Origin of the sequence: Pseudomonas sp. GLN_2 (genome assembly GCF_043106005.1) — a bacterium.
GTDB classification, from domain to species: Bacteria; Pseudomonadota; Gammaproteobacteria; order Pseudomonadales; family Pseudomonadaceae; genus Aquipseudomonas; species Aquipseudomonas alloputida.
In genome coordinates, this window is sequence record NZ_JBICMC010000002.1 from 125,127 (window position 1) to 147,080 (window position 21,954).

Annotated in this window: 11 protein-coding genes and 1 riboswitch; of the genes, 8 read left to right on the forward strand and 3 right to left on the reverse strand. The window is 64.8% G+C overall.

From position 1 onward, the window contains the following. Positions 1–77: 77 nt before the first annotated feature. From ACF8Q6_RS00635 to cobW, 3 genes are read right to left on the reverse strand one after another with little or no spacing between them, the layout of a single operon-like run. Complete coding sequence (locus tag ACF8Q6_RS00635) at positions 78–1,091, reverse strand: ATP-binding protein (RefSeq protein WP_392490801.1); 1,014 nt, start codon at positions 1,089–1,091, stop codon at positions 78–80. A gap of 1 nt (position 1,092) precedes the next feature. Then, positions 1,093–4,854 (reverse strand): cobaltochelatase subunit CobN, encoded by a 3,762-nt coding sequence (gene cobN, locus ACF8Q6_RS00640; protein WP_392490802.1) that lies wholly within the window; start codon positions 4,852–4,854, stop codon positions 1,093–1,095. A 3-nt stretch (positions 4,855–4,857) separates the two neighbouring features. Continuing rightward, positions 4,858–5,925 carry a cobalamin biosynthesis protein CobW gene (cobW, locus tag ACF8Q6_RS00645; RefSeq protein WP_392498105.1) on the reverse strand — a complete coding sequence of 356 codons (1,068 nt, stop codon included), beginning with the start codon at positions 5,923–5,925 and terminating at the stop codon, positions 4,858–4,860. Positions 5,926–6,024: 99 nt separating this feature from the next. Next, positions 6,025–6,231: riboswitch (cobalamin riboswitch) on the reverse strand. 100 nt (positions 6,232–6,331) lie between these two features. On the opposite strand from cobW, the gene ACF8Q6_RS00650 reads away from it, so the two are divergent. The 8 genes from ACF8Q6_RS00650 to ACF8Q6_RS00685 all read left to right on the forward strand — a co-directional run. After that, the gene (locus tag ACF8Q6_RS00650; RefSeq protein WP_392498107.1) at positions 6,332–6,502 is read left to right on the forward strand and encodes a hypothetical protein; all 171 of its coding nucleotides are present in this window, start codon (positions 6,332–6,334) and stop codon (positions 6,500–6,502) included. Next, positions 6,499–6,861, forward strand: coding sequence for a hypothetical protein (locus ACF8Q6_RS00655; RefSeq protein WP_004577131.1), 363 nt, complete (start codon positions 6,499–6,501; stop codon positions 6,859–6,861). The genes ACF8Q6_RS00650 and ACF8Q6_RS00655 overlap by 4 nt, the downstream gene beginning before the upstream one ends. 171 nt (positions 6,862–7,032) lie before the next feature. Then, a complete protein-coding gene (locus ACF8Q6_RS00660) occupies positions 7,033–8,610 on the forward strand; it encodes an ATP-binding cassette domain-containing protein (RefSeq protein WP_392492255.1) in 1,578 nt (525 codons plus the stop codon). A 136-nt stretch (positions 8,611–8,746) separates the two neighbouring features. Next, a complete protein-coding gene (locus tag ACF8Q6_RS00665; RefSeq protein WP_003247906.1) occupies positions 8,747–9,766 on the forward strand; it encodes a branched-chain amino acid aminotransferase in 1,020 nt (339 codons plus the stop codon). A gap of 487 nt (positions 9,767–10,253) precedes the next feature. Further along, complete coding sequence (locus ACF8Q6_RS00670) at positions 10,254–11,003, forward strand: efflux RND transporter periplasmic adaptor subunit (RefSeq protein WP_392492256.1); 750 nt, start codon at positions 10,254–10,256, stop codon at positions 11,001–11,003. Then, positions 10,990–12,336 carry an efflux RND transporter periplasmic adaptor subunit gene (locus tag ACF8Q6_RS00675; protein WP_392492258.1) on the forward strand — a complete coding sequence of 449 codons (1,347 nt, stop codon included), beginning with the start codon at positions 10,990–10,992 and terminating at the stop codon, positions 12,334–12,336. Before ACF8Q6_RS00670 ends, ACF8Q6_RS00675 begins: the two co-directional genes overlap by 14 nt. After that, positions 12,336–14,429 (forward strand): site-2 protease family protein, encoded by a 2,094-nt coding sequence (locus ACF8Q6_RS00680; RefSeq protein ID WP_392492260.1) that lies wholly within the window; start codon positions 12,336–12,338, stop codon positions 14,427–14,429. Before ACF8Q6_RS00675 ends, ACF8Q6_RS00680 begins: the two co-directional genes overlap by 1 nt. Positions 14,430–14,527: 98 nt before the next feature. Then, positions 14,528–21,954 (forward strand): DUF4347 domain-containing protein (locus ACF8Q6_RS00685; RefSeq protein ID WP_392498111.1); only part of this gene is annotated, 7,427 nt, incomplete at its 3' end.

Sequence of the window (21,954 nt, forward strand, 5' to 3'; positions counted from 1 at the left end):
GAGGCCACGGCGGGTACCGTTCTGCTTGCCTATGCCCGTTCTGGCATCCGCCCCGTTGGCTGGTGGCTGGGGGATGCTCAGGGCTTTTTTGCCCAGTTCGGCACCTCGCGGCGGGCGCCGCTGGCTACCGGCTGTGCCGGTAATGCCCCCCAGTCGCCCTGCCCACCCTGTTCGCCCGGGTTGCCGGCGCCAGGCTGCTGGTCAGGCGGCTGTGGCGCCGACGGCGGGCTGGCCTGGGGCGTCATACGGCGGCGATGGCGCAAGGCGAATTCGGCCACCGCCTCGACATCCACTTCTTCGATAGCTGCAGCCCCACGCCAGGCACAGTGGGCGCGTGCAGCGCGCAGCCACACCAGGTCGGCGCGCAGGCCGTCCACGCCGGCGGCGTAGCAGCGCTCGGTAATCCAGGCCAGCGCCTGGTCATCCAGCGCAATGTCGGCCAAGGCCTGGCGCGCCGCCTGGCAGCGCTCGCGCAGTTGCGCCTGGGCCTGGGCCCAGTGGGCGCAGAACGCCTGCGGGTCACTGTCGAAGGCCAGACGGCGGCGAATGATCTGCTGCCGGGCCTCGGGCTCCGGCAAGCCCTCCAGCGCCACGTTCAATCCGAAACGGTCGAGCAACTGCGGGCGCAGTTCGCCCTCTTCCGGGTTCATGGTGCCGATCAGTACGAAGCGGGCGCTGTGCCGGTGCGAGATACCGTCACGTTCGATGCGGTTTGTGCCGCTGGCAGCCACGTCAAGCAACAGATCGACCAAGGTGTCGGGCAGCAGGTTGACCTCATCGACATACAGCACACCGCCGTCGGCCTGGGCCAGCACGCCCGGGGAAAACTGCGCCTTGCCCTGCCCCAGCGCGGCATCCAGGTCGAGGGTGCCGACCAACCGCTCTTCACTGGCGCCCAATGGCAAGGTGACGAACGGGCCTTCGCCAAGCAGGTCGGCCAGGCCACGGGCCAGGGTGCTCTTGGCCATGCCACGCGGCCCTTCGATCAGCACACCACCGATCCTGGGGTCGATGGCGGTCAGGCACAGCGCCAGCTTGAGGTCGTCTGCACCGACCACGGCCGCCAATGGAAATTGTACGGGTTCACTCATTTCAAGCCTGTTCCTCGCCATCGAGCAGTTGTTCCTCAAGGGCTTCGCGGTAGTCGCCCGGCGCCTGCCACAAGCCGCGCTGCTGGGCCTCCAGCAGACGCTCGGTGAGGTCGCGCAGGGCCTCGGGGTTGTGCTCGCGCATGAAATCGCGGGTCGCCGGGTCGAGCACATAGGCATCGGCCAGCCCCTGGTAATGATGGTCGTCGATCAGGTGCGTGGTGGCGTCGAAGGCGAACAGGTTGTCGACTGTCGCGGCCATCTCGAAGGCACCCTTGTAGCCGTGACGCTTGACTCCGTCGATCCACTTGGGGTTGAGCGCACGCGCGCGGATCACCCGGTTCAGCTCTTCCTTGAGGGTACGGATGCGCGGTCGGTCGGCCTGGCTGTGGTCGCCATGGTAGCTGGCCACCACCGCCCCGGACAGGGTTTCCGAGGCTGCCAGCATGCCGCCCTGGAACTGGTAGTAATCGTTGGAATCGAGCAGGTCGTGCTCGTGGTTGTCCTGGTTCTGCAGCACCGCCTGCACCTTGGCCAGGCGCTGGGCGAACTGGGCGCGGGCCGGGGTGCCGTCGTCGCTGCCGCCGTAGGCATAGCCGCCGTGGTTGAGGTAGACCTCTGCCAGGTCGTCGCGGCTGTGCCACAAGCGCCCGTCGATGGCGTTCTGCACCCCGGCACCGTATGCGCCGGGTTTGGCACCGAACACCCGCCAGCCAGCCTGACGCGCGGCCTGCTCGGCATCCACGCCTTGAGCCTGCAGCGCGGCCCGCTCGCTGCGCACGCGGGCAGCCAGGGGGTTGAGGTCGTCAGGTTCGTCCAGCGCGGCCACGGCCTGCACGGCGGCGTCGAACAGGCGGATCAGGTTACCGAAGGCATCGCGGAAGAAGCCGGAAACGCGCAACGTCACATCCACCCGCGGGCGGTCGAGCAGGCTCAACGGCAAGATTTCGAAGTCGTCGACGCGCTGGCTGCCGGTGGCCCAGACAGGCCGCACGCCCATCAGCGCCATGGCCTGCGCGATGTCGTCGCCGCCGGTGCGCATGGTCGCCGTGCCCCACACCGACAGGCCGAGCTGACGCAAATGATCGCCGTGGTCCTGCAGATGGCGCTCGAGGATCAGGCTGGCCGAGGCGAAGCCCAGGCGCCAGGCTGTGGTGGTGGGCAGGTTGCGCACATCCACGGTATAGAAGTTGCGGCCAGTGGGCAGCACATCGAGGCGCCCTCGGCTAGGCGCACCACTGGGGCCGGCGGGCACGAAGCGCCCGGCCAGTGCCGCCAGCAGGCCATGCATTTCAGCCGTGCCGCAGGCGTCAAGGCTGGGTGCGACCGCTTCACGCAGGGCTTGCACTACAGCGTGCACCGGTTGCCACTCACTCAGGTCGGGTAACTGTGCCGTGCCCTCCAGTGCCTGCCCGATCACCTGCAGTGCCAGCAGCTCAAGGCGCTCTCGGGTGTCGCCACAGGTGCGCCAAGGTTCATTGCTCATGGCCTGCAGCTGTTCAGGGCGTATGCCCTGCCACGGCTGCCCAAGGTCGCAATCGAGCGGGTCCCAGCCCGGTAGCAGTGCCTTGGCCAAAGCTCGCAGCAAGCTGGCATTGCCGCCACGGCCGTCGCCACGCTCAACCCGCAACAATGCCAGCAGCGTATCCAGGCGTAGCCGCCCTTCAGGTGACTGACCAAACACGTGCAGGCCATCGCGAATCTGCGACTCCTTCAGGTCGCACAGGTAGGTGTCCAGGCGCGGCAGCCATAGCGCCGCATCGTCCAGTTGCCCTTCCAGTTGCAACTCACGGTCGATGTGGTTGGCCTTGACCAGCTCGAGGATGTCACGCTGCAACTCGCGGGCACGTCGAGGGTCGAGCAACTGCGCTTCATAGAACTCGTCAGCCAGTTGTTCCAGGTGGCGCAGCGGGCCATAGGTTTCGGCACGGGTCAGCGGCGGCATCAGGTGGTCAATGATCACCGCCTGGGTGCGGCGCTTGGCCTGGGCACCCTCGCCCGGGTCATTGACGATGAACGGGTAGATGTTCGGCAGCGGACCCAGCAGCGCGTCCGGCCAGCACTGCGCCGACAGCCCGACGCCTTTGCCCGGCAGCCATTCGAGGTTGCCATGCTTGCCGACGTGGATCACCGCATCGGCGGCAAATGCGTGACGCAGCCAGAAGTGAAATGCCAGGTAGCCATGCGGTGGCACCAGGTCAGGGTCGTGATACACCGCGCTAGGGTCCACCTGGTAGCCCCGCGCCGGCTGGATACCGACGAAAGTCAAGCCAAAGCGCAGGCCGGCAACCATCAGCCGGCCGCTGCGGAACATCGGGTCCTGTTCGGGTGGCCCCCAGCGTTCCAGTACCGCCTGGCGGTTGGCCTGCGGCAGGCGCTCGAAGGCCACCTGGTAATCGGCCAGGCTCAGGCTCTGGGCACAGGGACGCTGGTCGAGATGGTCGAGGTCGTTGGTCACGCCACCGAGCAGCTGGTGGATCAGTTGCGTACCGCTGCCCGGCAACTCGGCCAGCGGATAGCCTTCGGCCTGCAGCGCCTTGAGGATGTTGAGTGCGGCGGCGGGCGTGTCCAGGCCGACGCCATTACCAATGCGGCCATCCCGGGTCGGGTAGTTGGCCAGCACCAATGCCACGCGCTTCTGGGCGTTGGGCAGACGGGCCAGCTCGACCCAGCGGCGGGCCAGCTCGGCGACAAAGTCCATGCGCTCGGGGTGGGCGCGGTAGCAGACAACGTCGGACTGGCTGCGCTCGCTGCGCCAGGCCATGTCCTTGAAACTGACCGGGCGCGTGATGATGCGCCCGTCCAGCTCCGGCAATGCAATGTGCATGGCCAGGTCGCGCGCGCCCAGGCCCTGCTCGCTGGCTTCCCAGCCTGGCTGGTTGTCCTGCGCGCAGATTGCCTGAAGCACCGGGATGTCGCGGCGAAACGGGCGCAGGTTGGGGCGCTCGGGGCTGGACAAGGCGAAACCGGTGGTATTGACCAGCACTTCGGCGCCGACCTCGTCTAGCCAGGCTTCGACCTGTTCCAGGCAGGCGCTTTCCTTGAGGCTGGCCACGGCGATCGGCAACGGGTTCAGGCCGGCAGCCTGTAGGCGCTGGCAGAACACGTCGATGAACGCGGTATTGGCCGCTTGCAGGTGCGAACGGTAGAACAGCAGCGGTGCCACTGGCTGGTCGGGGTGCCAGTGTGGGTACCAGTCCTCGAGTGTCGCGCTGCCCTTGGCGGGGTGATAGACCGCCGTGCGCGGCAAAGGCTGCGGCTCGTCCCAGGCATAGTCGCGGCCCAGCCATTGGCTGGCCAGGCAGTTGAACAGGTTGATGGCGTTGGCCTTGCCGCCCTGGCGCAGGTAATGCCAAAGCCGCTCGGCCTGCTCACCGCGGACGTTGCCCAGGCTGGTCAGCTCCGGGTCCGGGCGGTCATCGCCCGGCACCAGAATCAGCTGCACGCCACGGGCGGCCAGCTCGACCAGTTGTTCGACACCATAGTGCCAGTAACCAACACCACCGTGCAGCGACACCAGGATGACCTTGGCGTGGCGCAGCACCTGGTCGACATATAGGTCGACCGAGGCATGGTTCTGCACCTGCATCGGGTTGGCCAGGCGCAGGCTGGGAAAGTCTTCGGGCAATTGCTCGGCGGTGTCGGCGAGCAAGGCCAGGTGTGAATCGCCGCTGCAGAGAATCACCAGCTCGGCGGGTGTCTGGCCGAGGTCGGCAATGCTGTCATCCGGTACGAAACCACCGGGCTGGGTCCGCAGCAGGTGCATGGGTCAGGCGCCCAGTGCCTGGCGCAGGCGCGCTTCCAGCTGGGCAGCATCGAGGTCCTGGCCGATCAGCACCAGGCGGGTGATGCGCGGCTCATCGGCGCGCCAGGCGCGGTCGAAGTGCTTGTCGAAACGGGTGCCCACGCCTTGTACCAGCAGGCGCATCGGCTTGCCCGGGATGGCGGCGAAGCCTTTGGCGCGCAGGATACCGAACTCCACCACCAACTGGGTCAATGCATCGAGCAGCAGGCTTTCGTCGGCTTCCGGCAGGTCGATGGAGATGGAGTCGAAAGCGTCGTGGTCATGATCGTCATGATCGTCGCCGTCGTGATGCGAATCGTGGTGGGTTCGGCGGCCATCGATATGCGCCTCGGACTCGGCACCCACGCCCAGCAGCACCTCCAGTGGCAGCTTGCCGCTGCTGGCCTCGATCACTTTCACCGCCGGCGGCAGTTCTTCGGCCACCTCGGCACGCACCTTGGCCAGGCCTTCGGTGTCGATCAGGTCGGCCTTGTTCAACACCACCAGGTCGGCGCTGGCCAACTGGTCAGCGAACAGCTCATGCAGGGGCGATTCATGGTCCAGGTTAGGATCGAGCTTGCGCTGGGCATCGACCTGGTCCGGGTAGGCAGCAAAGGTGCCAGCGGCCACGGCCGGGCTGTCGACCACGGTGATGACCGCATCGACGGTGCAGGCGTTGCGGATTTCCGGCCACTGGAACGCTTGTACCAATGGCTTGGGCAGGGCCAGGCCGCTGGTTTCGATGAGGATGTGGTCAAGGTCGCCACGGCGGGCCACCAGCTCGCGCATCACCGGGAAGAATTCTTCCTGCACGGTGCAGCACAGGCAGCCGTTGGCCAGCTCGTAGACGCGGCCGCTGGCTTCTTCCTCGGTGCACCCGATGCTGCACTGCTTGAGAATTTCGCCATCGATGCCCAGTTCGCCAAACTCGTTGACGATGACCGCAATGCGGCGCCCCTGGGCGTTGTCGAGCATGTGGCGCAGCAAGGTGGTCTTGCCCGAGCCGAGGAAGCCGGTGACGATGGTGACAGGGAGCTTGGCCAGTGTTTTCATGTCGCATTGCCCTTGGCAGTGTGGCGCGGGCATGCAGGACGACAGCCGCAGGCCAGGCCGGCCGGGCTTGTTCGCCACCGGATCACCCCGCCCGGTTGAAAGTCGAAAACGTGACGAGGCAGGTCTCCTGGCTTGCACCGTTCCATGTCCCCGTTCGGGCTGGCGGGATGACGCCTTCCCGCGCGCTGGCGCAGTGGCTGTGTCGATCCGTTGTCGGTGCTTACAGTTGCGGGGGCAGCCGCGGCTTGTACCGCGTTCCCGTCTTAGCTTCGGCCAGGCCGAAGAACCTCGAAGTGGGCAAGGCTACGCAGTGGCTGGCGGGTGGTCAACCATTGCTGCCGGCTGGTCGACCATAAGGGGAGCAACTGCGCTACAGTGGCACCTTTTCAACGGACAAGGACGCCCCATGCCCCTCGCCCCCGCCCCCGCCCCCGCCCCCGCCCTACCGGTACTGCGCATGTTCTCGGCCGGCAAGGCCAAGGCTTTCTACCTGGATTGTCTGCAGGTGCAGGGTCAGGCCCCGTTAGACAACCACCTGCGCTTTTGCCAGCAGATCGATGACGAGGCCAACCCATGAAGGCACTGGGCAAACGCGAAATAGGCCGCCTGGAGCGGGAGTTGGTGGCATGCCTGACCGATGCCTGCGAAACCGCCAAGGCGGAGATTGTCGGCTTCTGTTGGCTAACCCATCGCCTCAACCCGGAGGACTTTCCGAGCAGCCTGCGTATTACCTGGGTATTCGAGCAAGAGGCCGACAAGGCAGCGGCCGTGGTCGGTGATGCGAAGGCGCGCATGCTGGCACTTACCGCTCTGGCGCTGGAGCAAGCCGGCATTGAGCTGGACCATCCGGCCTGGCATGTGCGATTCGACAGTGAAGAAGCCTGCGCGCACGGCCACGGCGGAGACTGGGCCAAGCGCTTGCAGACGCAGCGCTGAGCCCCAACCGGCAGCCGGTGCTTTACCCGGCCCCAGACGGTCCGTTAGGCTACGCATTCTCTAAATGATGAGGTGTTCGTCCAATGCGCCATTGATGCCGCCGTCCGTTCGACGGCCAGTCTTCAGCCTCCGGCTCGTTCCGGAGATGTCGCGGCATTTGTGGAGTTGTGCATGACGAACACGTCGATTCTGACGCTGGACAGCGTCTCCTTGGCCTTGCCTGATGGCAGGCCGCTGTTTAGCAACCTCAACGAAACCTTCGACCAACGCCGCACCGGCCTGGTCGGGCGCAATGGCGTGGGCAAAAGCCTGCTAGGGCAGATTCTTGCCGGCCAGCGTGAACCGAGCAGCGGCCATTGTCGGCGCCACGGGCCTGTCCATTTGCTGGACCAGCAAGTCATCGCGCGCAGCGCCACGCTGGCCGACCTGGCCCAAGTGGGGCCGGTGATTGCGGCGCTGGAGCGCATCGAGCAAGGCAGCATCAAGCCCCAGGATTTCGACACCGTTGGCGAGCGCTGGGATATCCGCGAGCAATTGCAGCTGCAGCTTCAGGGCCACGGGCTGGGTCAACTCGACTGGCGCCAGCCCGCACGGACCCTGAGCGGTGGCCAAGCCATGCGCGTGGCGCTGATTGGCGCGTGGCTCAGCGATGCCGATTACCTGATCCTCGACGAGCCAAGCAATCACCTGGACAGCAACGCCCGTGCCCAGCTGCTGAGCATGATCGAAGCCTGGGACCGTGGCTTGCTGGTGATTAGCCACGACCGCAGCCTGCTGGCGCACATGGCACGCATTGTCGAATTATCCAGCCTGGGCTTACAGGCCTACGGTGGCAACTACAGCCTCTATAGTGCGCAAAAAGCCAACCAGACGGCGCAGGCCCAGCAGCAACTTGCCCGGCTGAAGCAGGAGCAGCAACGCCAGGCCCGTGAACTGCAGCGCCAGCGCGAAGACCTGGAGCGCCATCAAGCCCGGGCCGGGCGCCAAGCCAAGCACGCCAACCAGGCCAAAATCCTGGTCGACCGCAAGCAGGAGCGCAGCCAGGCCACTGCTGGCAAGCAGCGCCGCGACCATCGCGATGCTCGGCAAACGCTACTGGGCAAAGTGCGTGACGCCGCCCGCGAGGTGGAGCAAGACAGCGCTATTACCTTGCACGCGCCCACTCCTCAGCGTCATCCGGGCCGGGAGGTCTTGGCCTTGCAGGCACTTTGCTTGCCCCATGGCACCCGCAAAGCGCTTGACCTGCGCTTGTGCCTGGGCCAGCGCGTAGGGCTGATCGGCGCCAATGGCAGTGGCAAGTCCACCCTGCTCAGGCTGCTGAATGGGGAATTGCCAGCATCGCCCGACAATGTGCGCCTCAGTGGCGAGACCGCCCTACTCGACCAGCACTGCAGCACACTGGCAGGCAACCGCAGCGTGCTCGAACACCTGCGCCAAGCCAACCCGACGCTGGCCCAGGGAAAATTGCGCAGCCGCCTGGCGCAACTGGGCCTGGATGCAGCCCGTATCGAACTGCCCAGTAGCCTGCTTAGCGGCGGCGAGCGTATGAAGGCGGCGCTGGCCGCCCTGCTGTACCGCGAACGGCCGCTCGATCTGTTGCTGCTGGACGAACCCGGCAACCACCTGGACCTGCCATCGCTGACAGCCCTGGAACGCATGCTTGGGCAGTTTCGCGGGGCGCTGATAGTGGCATCCCATGATGCGGTATTGCTGGAAAACCTGGCCCTGGATGAGTACTTGCTGTTGTAGACACCGAAAAAAAAGCATCGCAGCCTATCAATTCGTGACTGGCCGTTCCCGATCCGCCAAGGATGGTTTAAGGTGGCATGGTGCGCATATAACAGCAGCCCGAGCGATCGGGCACTTGCAAGACAATGAGGGTGTCATGAGCAACGAAAGCATTAATTGGGACAAGCTGGGTTTCGACTACATCAAGACCGACAAACGCTACCTGTCCGTATGGCGCAATGGCGAGTGGGACAAGGGCACCCTGACCGAAGACAACGTACTGCACATCAGTGAAGGCTCCACGGCCCTGCACTACGGCCAGCAGTGCTTCGAAGGCCTGAAGGCCTACCGTTGCAAGGACGGCTCGATCAACCTGTTCCGCCCGGACCAGAACGCGGCCCGCATGCAGCGCAGCTGCGCACGCCTGCTGATGCCGCACGTGCCGACCGATGTGTTCATCGAAGCGTGCAAGCAAGTGGTCAAGGCGAATGAAAAGTTCGTGCCACCGCACGGCAAAGGCGCCCTGTACCTGCGTCCGTTCGTGATCGGCACCGGCGACAACATTGGCGTGCGCACCGCCCCCGAGTTCATCTTCTCGGTGTTCGCCATCCCGGTTGGTTCGTACTTCAAGGGCGGCATGAAGCCGCACAACTTCCAGATTTCCAGCTTCGACCGTGCTGCCCCACAGGGCACCGGCGCGGCCAAGGTCGGTGGCAACTACGCTGCCAGCCTGCAGCCGGGCGCTGAAGCGAAGAAGGCCAACTTCGCCGACGCCATCTACCTCGACCCGCTGACCCACACCAAGATCGAGGAAGTCGGTTCGGCCAACTTCTTCGGCATCACCGCCAACAACGAGTTCGTCACCCCGAAATCGGCCTCGGTACTGCCAGGCATCACCCGCCTCTCGCTGATGGAACTGGCGCAATCGCGTCTGGGCCTGACCGTGATCGAAGGCGATGTCGAGATCAGCAAGCTGGACCGCTTCGTCGAAGCCGGTGCCTGCGGTACCGCAGCCGTGATCACCCCGATCGGCGGCATCGAGTACAACGGCAAGCTGCACGTGTTCCACGACCTGGAAAAGGTCGGGCCGGTTACCCAGAAGCTCTACAACGAGCTGACCGGTATCCAGAGCGGCGATGTAGAGGCACCGGCAGGCTGGATCGTCAAGGTCGCCTGAGGCGCATCAGCTGTATGAAAACGGGGCATGCCAGCAATGGCATGCCCCGTTTTTCTTGGGTTTATACGGTCACCTCGAGCGGTTTTACCCGCAGCATGGCACCGGCTGCGCCGGTGTTCGCAGGTGAACCCGCTGCGCCCAACCACCGACATGTGTCCACCACCGTGTAGGAGCGGGTTTACCCGCGAAAGGGCCAGACCTGCCAGCCAATAATTCTGGAGGGGTCACCGTTGTCGATGCCACTGCATTTGCGGACAAGCCTGCACCTACAATGGGCCGCGCCGGCCGGCAGACTTATACCAGGCGCCCAGTTGCCAACTGAATCAGTTAGATAGAACTGTCTTCCAAAGGGGAAGGTTATCCTCTTTGCGACGGTCAACTGCACGATGTCGGCATTGAGATTGGGCAAATAGCTGTTTCCTTCCTAGTATGAAATCGTCATGCGAGTAGCGAGTGCTTTTGTTTGCCTCTCAACAAGGAGTAGAGAATGCCGTTGCACCACTACCTTCCTATATGGCTGGCCTTGAGCAGCGTGGCCGCGCAGGCCGAACAAGTCACCCCAGCCGAAGACCCGCAACTGATTCGCGTGCTGCTTGCCGCAGAGCTGGAAACCACCCTGTCCAGCCAGATGAGCGGCACCCTGGGCGAGCTCAAGACCCGCTTCGGTGAGCACGTGGCCAAGGGCGCCCCCTTGGCACGCTTCAATTGCAATGAAGCCAAGGCCCGCGGCAAGGTTGCGGTGGCAGAACTGGCCATGGCCCGGCAGAACCTGCAGGCCAAGCAGCAACTGCGCAAGCTCGATGCCGTGGGCGACATCGAGGTGGCAGCGGCCAACACCGAAGTGCAGAAAGCCGATGGCGCCCGGGCCATGGGTGAAGCGCAGATCAGCTATTGCCAGGTATTGGCGCCGTTTTCAGGCCATGTGGCCAAGGTTTATGTCAAGCCCTACCAAACCGTCAGCGCCGGAACGCCGCTGTTCGACCTGGTCAGTGACGGAGCATTGAAGGTACGGATGAACGTGCCCTCCAGCCAGTTGAAAAACCTCAACCCCGGCCAACCACTGGAGGTTAACGTATATGAAACCGGCAAGACCTACCCGGCCAAGGTCAGCGTGATCAACGCCAGGGTCGATGCAGTGGCACAGACAGTGGAACTCGAAGCGCGCTTCGACCAACGCTTCCCCGAACTGATGGCTGGCATGAGCGGTACCGCGCGGTTCGACCATGACCGTGAATAGGCCGCTGCCGCACCCGCAGCTATTGTTGCAACTGGATGCCCTGCGTGACAAGGCCATGGCCGCCGAGACATTGGGCGCCCTGGCGTTCAGCATGGCCAACGACCTCTACCCGCTGCTGCCGTTTCACCAGGCGCTGGTGTTCGGCCAAGACAAGGCTGGCCTTGAGCTGCTGTGCGTATCGGGCTTGGCCCGGCCCAGCGAGGATTCGCCTTACCTGGTCTGGCTCCGCCGCGCCAGCCGTTGGCTGAACGACCGCCTGATCGAGGCTCAACCTGCCTGGCTGACACCGAGCAACAGCGCGCCCCCCGAACAGATCGCCGAGGGCTGGGCCGAATGGTGGCCTTCAGGGCTGTGGTGCATACCGCTGCACAGTCCTGGTGGCGAGCGCCTGGGCATGCTGGTGCTGTTGCTCGAAGAAGCGCCTCCGGAGGTAGTGCCCCAACAGCTGGAAGGCCTTGTGCGCACCTGGGCCTACTGCTGGCAAGCCCTGACCCAGCGGCGCCGGTTCGGTCGCTGGCGCCCCAGCCGCCGCCAGGTGCTGGTGACCCTGCTGGTGCTGGCCGGGCTGTTGCTGGTACCGGTGCGCCAGACGGCACTGGCACCGGCGCAGATCGTCTCGCGCCAGGCGCAGATCGTCAGTTCGCCGATTGACGGGGTGATCGCCCAGGTGCTGGTACGCCCCAACCAGCCGGTGGAGGCCGGTACACCGTTGTTCACCCTCGATGAAACCACCTTGCGCAGCCGCGCTGAGGTGCTGGGTAAAGAAGTTGCGGTGGCCGATGCCGAATTGCAGGCCGCCAGCCAGCGCGCCTTCGACAATCCGCAAAGCAAGAGCGAACTGCCCCTGCTGCAGGGCCGTGCTCAGCAGCGCCGCGCCGAACTGGCCACCGTACAGGCGCAACTGCGACGCACCCAGGTGCTGGCACCGCGCGCCGGGGTAGCGGTGTTCAGCGACCCCAACGACTGGATGGGCAAACCAGTGTCGACCGGCGAGCGCATCATGCACGTGGCCGACCCTGCGCAACCGGCCATGCAGATCCAGCTTGCGGTGGCCGACGCAATCGCACTGGAACCAGGTGCCGAGGTCACTTTGTTTCTCACGGCCTACCCGCTGCACCCGCTCAAGGGGAAAATCCTCGAAACCAGCTACCAGGCCAAACCCACTGACGACGGGGTGGTCGCCTATCGCCTGCTGGCGAGTATCGACGCGCACGCCGGGCATGCCCGGCTGGGCCTGCATGGTACCGCCAAGCTCTATGGTGGCAAGGTAATGCTCGGCTATTACCTACTGCGCCGCCCGCTGGCCACACTGCGCGCCTGGAGCGGCTGGTAATGCTCGACCTGACCGACCTGCCGCTGCCACCGCTGCGCGAAGACTTGCGCCTGTGCGAAGCCGCCGAGAGCCGTGAAGGGGAACCCGCGTGGATGATCCACGACACGGTGCTCAACCGCTTCTACCGGATCGGCTGGCTGGAGTTCGAATGCCTGCTGCGCTGGGGCCAGACACCCCGTCAGATCAGCGAGCAGGTGTCGCGCGATAGCGCGCTCAACCCGGATGTCGAGCAAGTGCTGGCACTGCGTGCGTTTCTCGAACAGCATCAGTTGCTGCGCCCGGGCCCCGAGCAACTGGCCAAGCTGCAAACCGCCAGCGAGGCACGCAGCTGGTCGAGCTGGCGCTGGTGGTTGCATCACTACCTGTTCTTCCGCATCCCGCTGCTGCACCCGCAAGCCGCGCTGCAGCGCCTGGCCGCCGCTCTGAATTGGCTGTTCCATCCACTTACCGGGCTGCTGGTGATAGGGCTGACCCTGCTCGGCGTCATCCTGGTGATGCAGCAGTGGGACAGTTTCACCCATGCGGTGGTGGAGTCGTTCTCCACCGAAGGCCTGGTCAGCTTTGCCATGGCGCTGGTAGTCGCGAAAACCCTTCACGAGCTCGGCCATGCCCTGGTTGCTACACGCCTGGGGCTGCGCGTGGGCCACATGGGCGTGGCGTTTCTGGTGCTGTGGCCAATGCTGTACACCGACACCGGCGAAAGCTGGAAGCTCAAGCGTGCCAACCAGCGCCTGGCGATCGCGTCAGCGGGCATCGTCACCGAACTGTCCCTGGCAGGCCTTGCGACCCTCGGCTGGGCGCTGTGTGACGATGGCGCCTTGCGCAACGCACTGTTGTACCTGGCCACCACCAGCTGGGTGCTTTCCCTGGCCCTCAATGCCAGCCCGTTCATGCGCTTCGACGGCTATTTCATTCTCAGCGACCTGCTCGATTTCCCAAACCTGCACGAACGCGCCTCGGCACTGGCACGGGTTGCCCTGCGACGTACTCTCCTGGGGCTCGACGAGGCGTGGCCGGAGCCTTTTTCCGCTGGCCACCGGCGCCTGCTGGTGGCGTTTGCCTTGGCCACCTGGCTATATCGCCTGGTGCTGTTTCTCGGCATTGCGGTGGCGGTCTACCTGTTCTTCTTCAAACTATTGGGGATCGTGCTTTTCATGGTCGAATTGGCATGGTTCATCGCACTGCCGGTCAAACGTGAGCTAAGCCACTGGTGGCAACAACGGGGACGTATTGCGGGGCGGCGCAAGCAACTGTTCTACCTGTGCCTTGGGCTGCTTGCGCTGGCCCTGGCCGTGCCTTGGCACAGCCAGGTCAGTGCCGTTGGCGTGGCCCGTGCCGAGCACCAGCTGCGGGTCTACACCCCCTACCCTGCGCGGCTGAAAGGCTTGCACAGGCAAGGGCCGGTCAAGGCCGGCGAGGTGCTGGCAGTGCTCGACGAGCCTGACCTGGATTCACGCATGCGCAGCAGCGAGGCCAGTGCCCGCAGCTACCAGGCGCGCTTGTCGGGGTTGCTTGCCGACCCTGCCGGGCTGGCCGAGGACGCCGCCACCCAGCAACGTCTGATGGTGCAGAACGAAGAGGCCCGCGCCGCGCGCAGCGAGATAGCCCGGCTCAACCTGCAGGCACCGTTCGCAGGCAGCTGGCTGGACCTGGACCCTGACTGGCAGCCTGGCCAGTGGCTCAACGGCCAGGAACCGCTGGGCATCCTGATAGACCCCAGCCACTGGCAGATCGATGCCTACGTGCCCCAGGACCAGGTGCACCACCTGGCCGTGGGCAACTCCGTGAAGTTCTACCCCGAAGGCCGGGTCATCGCACTGCACGGTAAGGTGCTGGCAATCGGCAGCACTCGCGCCGGGCAATTGGCCCACCGCATGCTGTCCTCGCATTTTGGCGGCCCGGTACCCACTACCAGCGGTGACCCGATGGTCCCCGCCAGTGCACTGTTCCAGGTGCTGATTGCCCTGGATGAGCCGCTGGCAAGCGTGCGCGAGACCCCCGGCAGGCTAAAGATCGAGGGGCAGAAACGCAGTGTGCTGGGCGAACTGGGAACATGGCTGATCGGGGTTGGGCTGCGTGAAAGCGGGTTCTGAGAACTGCCTTCCAGCGCTTGCTTCACCGCCCTGAAGAAATCCGTCTACGATTGCTTGGGACTCGAATCTGTTGCAAAACATTTGAGCAGGGTATGGAAATGGACATCAAGAGCAGAACCGGCTTTGCCACTGCCTCGCGCCCTCGGTCACAGGCTGTTGCCCTTGAGCAACGCATCCTCTTCGACGGTGCCGGCGCGGCGGCTGTCGATCAGCAACAGCACAGCGATGCCGGCCCGGCAGAGGCGAAGGACACCAGCCACCCGGCCCCCACCGCCAGCGAGGCGCAGACCACCGCAGCGGCGCCCGCGCCACGCAACCTGGTGGTCATCGATGCCCGGGTGGAAAACCGCGACCAGCTGGCCGCCACCCTGCCAGCCGGCACCACTGCGCTGGTGGTGGACCCCGGCCAGGATGCCATCGCCGCCATCAGCAATGCCTTGGCGCAACTGGGCAAGGTCGATTCCATACAAGTGTATTCACATGGTGCCTCTGGCCAGTTCACCCTGGGCAACCAGGTGTTCACCCGCCAGACCGTCGAGCAACTGGGCGACCGCCTGAGCGCCTGGCGTGGCGAGCTGAACAGTGGCGCGGATATCCAACTGTACGGCTGCGACTTCGGCGCCGGCAGCGCCGGCCAGGCCCTGGTCAATGAACTGGCACGCTGGACCGGCGCCGATGTCGGCGCTTCGAGCAACGCCACCGGCAGCCAACTGGCCGGTGGCGACTGGCGCCTTGAAGTTACCCACGGCGATATCGACAAGACCATCGCCCTGGCCGCCGCCACCCTGGACAATTTCCAGGGCCTGCTGGCCGATGCCAGCCCCACTGCCAGCCTGAGCGGCGGCGCTGAGGTGCAACTGGGCGAGCAGTTCACCTTTACCGTCAGCTTCAACAACCCCTCGACCCAGGAAGGCTACGCACCGTTCCTCGATGTGTTCATGCCTGCCACCGGGCGCGATGGCGACGATGGCGCCACATTCGTTTCCGCCACGTACCTGGGCCAGGTGCTGAACAGCTTTGTGATCACCTTCGATGCCAACGGCAATGCCACGCACCCCTTGGCCAAGGATGCCAGTGGCAACGCACTGGTGATCAACGCCGCCAGCGTCGGCATGAAGCCCGGCGACCAGATGGTGGTGCTGCAGCTGCCTTACGCAAGCGTCACCAACGGCCAGCCGAGCATCGACGTGCAGATCACCGGGCAACTGAGCAACCTTGCCGATACCAGCTATTCCGACGGCGCCCCCAACCTCACCATCAATGCCCGCGCCGGCTTCGAATATGGCAACGACTCGCTGAACAACCCGGTGCAGGACCCAAGCCTGGTGGAAAGCGCGCTGCACAGCTTCATCGTCACACCGACCCTGCTCAAGGTCACGCAAACGGTGAACATGCCCGAAGGCGAAACGGTGACCGGGCCGAACTTCACCCGAACCCAGACCATCACCGTGACTCCGGCCCCAGGGCAGACCCTGAGCAATGTCACGGTCACCCAGACCGTGCCTGACCAGGTGCATGTCAGTTCCATCACACCTGGGCCGGGCGGTACCCTGACGTCAGTCACCCTGCACGACGGCACCGTGCTCACCAGCCCCATTGCCATAGCCGCCGCGCTGGCCAACCCCAATGCCTTCGTGGCCAGCTACAGCATCCATTACGATACCCTCAGTAGCGTCAGCGAAACCCAGGTCGGTTTCTATGTGCCGGAAATCGACGCCAACGGCCGACCGGTGATCGACCCGGCGACCGGCAACCCGGTGACGATCAACTTCGGCACCGCCAACGTGACCGGTGACTGGAACCCGCTGGACCCGCGCGACCGCCCCACCGGCCCGGACGGTTACCCGTTCAATGAAACCGGCAACGGCCAGGGCGTGACCTTCGTCGCCAAGTCGATCACATTGCTCAAGCAGGTCGACCTGCAAACTGATGTCGGCACGCCCGGCCTCACGCCTGGTGATACCTTGCGCTATACCATGGACGTGGCCATCTCCGACTTCTTTGCCTTCGGCGAGAACATCCTCGAGAATGGCCAGTTCACCGTGACCGACCTCCTCAGCGATGGCCAGACCTTCGACCCAAGCAACCCGCCGACGCTGATCATTTCGCAGCATGGCGCCTCGCAGGCCATTGCCCTGGTCTACACCCAGACCGTCAATGCCGACGGCAGCACCACACTGGTGTTCGACATCGCCGAATCCATCCGCCGGGCCATCGCCGGTCCCGGCGTGGCTGCGCTGTTCGGCGACCTTTACGGTGACACCACGCAGGAAGGTGCCACGCGCCTGAGCATTGTCTACGACGCCCAGATCGACACCACCTACACCAGCGACCACCCGCCCCACGATCAGCTCAACGAAGGCGACAGCGTTGGCAACAATGCCACGGTCGATGCCACCGTGCTGCGGGATGCGGTCAACCTCGGCGGCATTCAGACCGACAGCTCCAGCACCACCAGCACCATCCAGACCTCCAACATCGACATCGAACTCACCCAGGTCAATGGCGGCACCCCGCCTGGCAACGGCGAACTGCGCCCAGGCGATGTGGTGACCTTTACCATCAACTACGACCTGCTGGTGGCCGATTACGAGAACTTCAAGCTCACGGCCTACCTGCCACTGCCGTTGCTCAACGCCAGCGGCATCAACTGGAGCTTCGGCACAGGTGTTGGCCAATGGACGTTCGGCAGTGGCAACAACATCCTGGATGTACCTGACAGCGTCACCACCGGCCCCGGCAACTCGATCATCTTCGACTTCGGCAATTTCGTATCCGGCGGCCTCAACGGCGGCACCGTGCAGGTGCGCTTCACCATGGTGGTGGGCGACCAGCCATTCGCCGACCAGCGTGAACTGGACGTGCTGGCGCAATCGAGCCAGACCACCACGGTGGACAAGACCGTGCTCACCTCATCGGATGTGGCGGTGATCGAGTCGGTTGCCGAGCCCGTACTGGACATCAAGCACGGCGTGGTCTCCAGCACCCATGGCACAGTCACCGGTACCACCGGCAGCTGGACCGCACCCGGTACCAGCGGCGTGCCCTTCAGCGGTAGCGTCACCAGCCTGGCGGCCGTGGACGGCAACGTCAGCGATATCGATGGTGCCGATACCCTGCGCTTGGCCACGGCCCTGAAAAACACCGGCGGCGGTGGTGCCTTCGACGTCAGCACCAGCATCACCCTGCCCGCCGGTTTGTCGTTCGTCGGCGGCAGCCTGAGCGCCGCCAACCTGCAGATCTACCGCGGTGACGGCACCTTGCTGGTGCAGGGCACTGACTACAACGTCTCAGGCAACGCCATCACCTTCCTCGACGCCAACGACCAGGCCACCCTGTTGGCCGGTCGCGCCGGCACCGCCAGCGACTTGTCGGGCGCCAACGTGGTGGTCATTACCTATGACGTCACGGTAAACAATGCCATCCTCGCCTCCAGTACGCTGCAGAGCACCGCATCGCTGACCCACTACGCCAGCGTGAACGGCGGCCAGGACTTCACCCCGACCGATATCACGGAGGTGGCCAACCAGCAGGTCGCCGCGCCAACCCTCAGCAAGACCTACAAGGACGGCAGCCTCACCGAGGATGACTCCAGCGCCACCCACACCACCGGCAGCAACCTGGTGGTCGGCGAAAGCATCACCTACGACATTGTCGTCACCCTGCCCGAAGGTTCGACTGGCAGCCTGCGCATCAATGACCTGATCCCACCGGGCCTGCGCCTGGACCCACGCTTCAACGGCAACCTGGGCTATCAGATCATCACCACCACGGCCGGCAGCGGCGCCTTGTCAGCCGACTTCAACGGCGCCCTCAACGTCAACCCGGTGACCCTCGACGGCAGCGACGGCGCCGACCTGATGCTGGTGTTCGACAGCGCCGGGGCCACGGCCGATAACATCATCGGCAACAACAGCTTCGTCATCCGCCTGGTGCTGGTGGCCAGCAATGTCTCCAGCAACCAGCAAGGCACCACGCTGAACAACGGTGCGCAGCTGGTGTACAGCGACCCCGACGGGGATACCCCCAACGGCACCGCGCCGGTGGAGCGCAGTGTCAACAGTGCCCAGCAACCCGGCGTGACCCTCGTCGAGCCGACCCTCAGCGTCACCCAGCAGATCACCTCGACGCCCACATTCGGCGGTTTCGACGAGGGCGACACCGTCACCTTCACCATAACCGTGGCCAACAATTCCGGGACCGATGCGTTCGACATCAGCCTGCTCGACGTGCTGCCGACCGAGATCGACGGCCTGGCGATCAGCGGCACCATCCAGTACAACGGCGGTGCCACCAACAACGGTGGCGTTGATTTCGTTATCCTCGGCGGCCAGCTGACAACCGCCAACGGCGCCAACATCGACATCGCCAACGGCGGCAGTATCGTCATCACCCTGAGCGGCGTGGTCAACGCCACTGCCGCGGGTGAGGCGTTGATCTCCAACAATGTCGAGGTGCGCTGGAGCAGCCTGAACGGCACCAGCTCCACCACCGATACCGTCAATGGCGAACGCAGCGGCGACGACGGCCTGCTCAATGGTGGCCAGCTCAACGATTACCGGGTATTGAGCGCGTTGCTGATCCCGGTCACCAACGGCATCCAGGTGTCTCGGGTGGGCGGGGTCACCGATACGCCGCCGGCCACCAACGCCAGCGGCGCCACCGACACCAGCGGCCTGGTGGAAAACGTGGTGGTCGGCGAGATCGTCCGTTATCGGGTAGCCGTGCTGGTCCCCACGGGCGACAACCCCAATTACCAGGTCCGCATCGAACTGGCCGCGGGCCTTGAGTTCATCACCGCCGACCTCAACAACATCCTGATTGCCATGGTGTCGAGCCAGCTCGGTGGCCTGACCACCGATGCGTCCGACCTGGTCACCAGCGGTAGCTCGCTGTACATGACCGGCAACCAGAACAGCGACGTGGCCTTGCCGATCCATACCGACCTGGGCGGCACCGTGCCCACCGGTATTTTCGATGGCAACAATAACCGGCTGGAGATCACCACCAACCCGGACGGTAGCCAGACCATCACCTTCAACCTCGGCAACGTGACCAATACCGAGGTTGGCGACAGCGACATCGAAGGTGTGATCCTGGAGTTCAACGTGCGGGTCAGCAACGTGGCCGGCAACCAGGCCAACACCCAGCTGGGCATGACCGTGTTCGAGCATGTCGGCGAGAATGGAGGGGTCGACCGCGGCAAGAGCGACACCGTGTTCGAGCGCGTGGTGGAACCCAGCTTCACCGGCATGGACAAGTCGGTCATCGACGTGACCCCGGGCGCCGTGGCCGGTACCACCGACGCCACGGTCTCGGTCCATTTCACCCAGGACGGCGGCGTTTCCGCCTACAACACGCACCTGGCCGACCAGTTCCCCAATGGCAGCAACTACCAGGTGCAGAGCATCCTGCTCAATGGCGCGGCGCTGGACCTTGCCAACCTGCCCAGTGGCGTGACCTTCACCGATGGCTCGGCCATCGCCGTCGACTTCGCACGCCTTGCGCCCAACGACACGATCCAGGTGATCTACACCGTCACCCTGCCCAACCAGACCATCGCCGACAACGCCGCCAGTTCCGCCGTACTGACCTGGACCAGCCTGCCCACCGATTTCGAAACCAGCGGCTGGGGTGGCTCGGTGCCCGATGCCGCCGGCAGCAACGAGGGTGAGCGTACCGGCCAGGACGGCGCCAGTGGCCTGAACAACTACATCCTCAGCGACGGCGCCGGCATGGGCGTGATCCAGGGCACGCTGTGGGACGACACCCGAAGCGCCACCGATAACGTCGCCCCCGACGGCCCTGGCCTGGACGGCATTGACGTGACCCTCAGCTGGGCCGGTGACGATGGCCAGTTCGGCACCGCCGACGACCGCACCTTCACCACGGTCACCGCCAATGGCGGCCTGTACCAGTTCGCCCTGCTGCCCTCGGGCAGCTACCTGATCGCGGTGGCGCAGAACCACCAGGCCAGCGCCAACGACAACCTGCACGTGCGTATCGATACCGACACCGGCACTGCGCCCGTGGGCCTTGGCAGCGTCAACCTCACCCTCGGCGAAGGCGCTACCGGCACTGCCGACGCCGGCTACGTGCATGTCAACGAAGCGCCGATCAACACCGTGTCCGACCAGCACGGCCAGGAAGACACGGTGCTGCACATCGGTGGTTTGGCCACCAGCGACATCGACGTCAACGCTGGCAATACCGACGGCGTCATGACCATCACCCTGACCGTGGTGCACGGCGTCATCTGGCAGACCGCCACCCCGCCCGCAGCCACGGCCACGCCGCCCGCGGATGCTGGCCGCAGCCTGGTGCTCACTGGCACGCTGAACGCACTGAACGTGCTGCTGAGCCAGCTGTATTACAAAGGCGACCAGGACTTCAACACCTTCCGCGACAGCGAAACCCTGACCATGGTCACCAATGACCAGGGTAACTTCGGCGACGCGCCGCTCAATGGCGACGGCATCCCCGGGCAGAACCCGAGCGACGCGCTGACCGACACGGACGTGATGAACATCATCATCGACCCGGTCAACGATGCGCCGATCGCCAACGCCGACCTGGCCAATGCCGTGGAAGCCGGTGGCTTGAACAACAGCGACCCCGGCGTCAACCCGACCGGCAATGTGCTGGCCAACGACACCGATGTGGACATCCAGACCAACAACGATGTGCTCACCGTGACCCGTGTTGCCAACAGCATTACCCCCGCGGGTGTGGTGGTGGCCGCCAACGGGGTTACCACGCTGCAAGGGCTGTACGGCACCTTGTCGATTACCGCGGGCGGCGGTTTCCAGTACATCGTCGACAACGCCAACCCTGCGGTGCAGGCGCTGCGCACGGCCGGCGATTTCATCACCGAAACCTTCGGCTACACCATCGTCGACAGCGGCGGCCTGACCAGCAGCGCAGTGCTGCAGATCAACATCCACGGCGCCAACGACACCCCTGTCGCTCAGGGCGACAGCGCCACCGCGATCGAAGCAGGCGGCACCGACAACGGCACGCTAGGCCAGGACGGCACCGGTAATGTACTGGACAACGACACCGACGTGGATTCGGTGGCCTTCGGCGAAACCAAACAGGTCAGTGCGGTACGCTACGACGGCCCCGGTGGCGGCAGGATCATACCGCTGGTCAGCGGCCAACCGACCAACGTGCTGGCGAACTTCGGGACATTGACGATCAATGCCGACGGCAGCTATCGCTATGTCATCGATAACACCAACGCTGCCGTGCAGGCGCTTTCGCCCGGCCAGACGCTGGTCGAGCAGTTCACTTACCAGATGGCCGATGCCGGTGGACTGAGCGCTGTAAACGTCCTTGTCATCACCCTTCAAGGCGCCAACGATGCGCCGGTGGCCGTGGACGACCAGGGTAGCGCCATCGCCGGCGCCAGCGATGGCAGCCCGGCGTCGGTCAACGCCAGCGGCAACGTGATCACTGGCGACAATGGCGTGGGCACCGACACCGACGTTGACAACCTCGATCAGCCAACCGCGACCCAACTCAA

Bases quoted from the DNA above. Each gene is read 5' to 3' on its own strand.
- ACF8Q6_RS00635 (WP_392490801.1), bottom strand. From the start codon at position 1,091: ATGAGTGAACCCGTACAATTTCCATTGGCGGCCGTGGTCGGTGCAGAC.
- cobN (WP_392490802.1), bottom strand. From the start codon at position 4,854: ATGCACCTGCTGCGGACCCAGCCCGGTGGTTTCGTACCGGATGACAGC.
- cobW (WP_392498105.1), bottom strand. From the start codon at position 5,925: ATGAAAACACTGGCCAAGCTCCCTGTCACCATCGTCACCGGCTTCCTC.
- ACF8Q6_RS00650 (WP_392498107.1), top strand. From the start codon at position 6,332: ATGCCCCTCGCCCCCGCCCCCGCCCCCGCCCCCGCCCTACCGGTACTG.
- ACF8Q6_RS00655 (WP_004577131.1), top strand. From the start codon at position 6,499: ATGAAGGCACTGGGCAAACGCGAAATAGGCCGCCTGGAGCGGGAGTTG.
- ACF8Q6_RS00660 (WP_392492255.1), top strand. From the start codon at position 7,033: ATGACGAACACGTCGATTCTGACGCTGGACAGCGTCTCCTTGGCCTTG.
- ACF8Q6_RS00665 (WP_003247906.1), top strand. From the start codon at position 8,747: ATGAGCAACGAAAGCATTAATTGGGACAAGCTGGGTTTCGACTACATC.
- ACF8Q6_RS00670 (WP_392492256.1), top strand. From the start codon at position 10,254: ATGCCGTTGCACCACTACCTTCCTATATGGCTGGCCTTGAGCAGCGTG.
- ACF8Q6_RS00675 (WP_392492258.1), top strand. From the start codon at position 10,990: ATGACCGTGAATAGGCCGCTGCCGCACCCGCAGCTATTGTTGCAACTG.
- ACF8Q6_RS00680 (WP_392492260.1), top strand. From the start codon at position 12,336: ATGCTCGACCTGACCGACCTGCCGCTGCCACCGCTGCGCGAAGACTTG.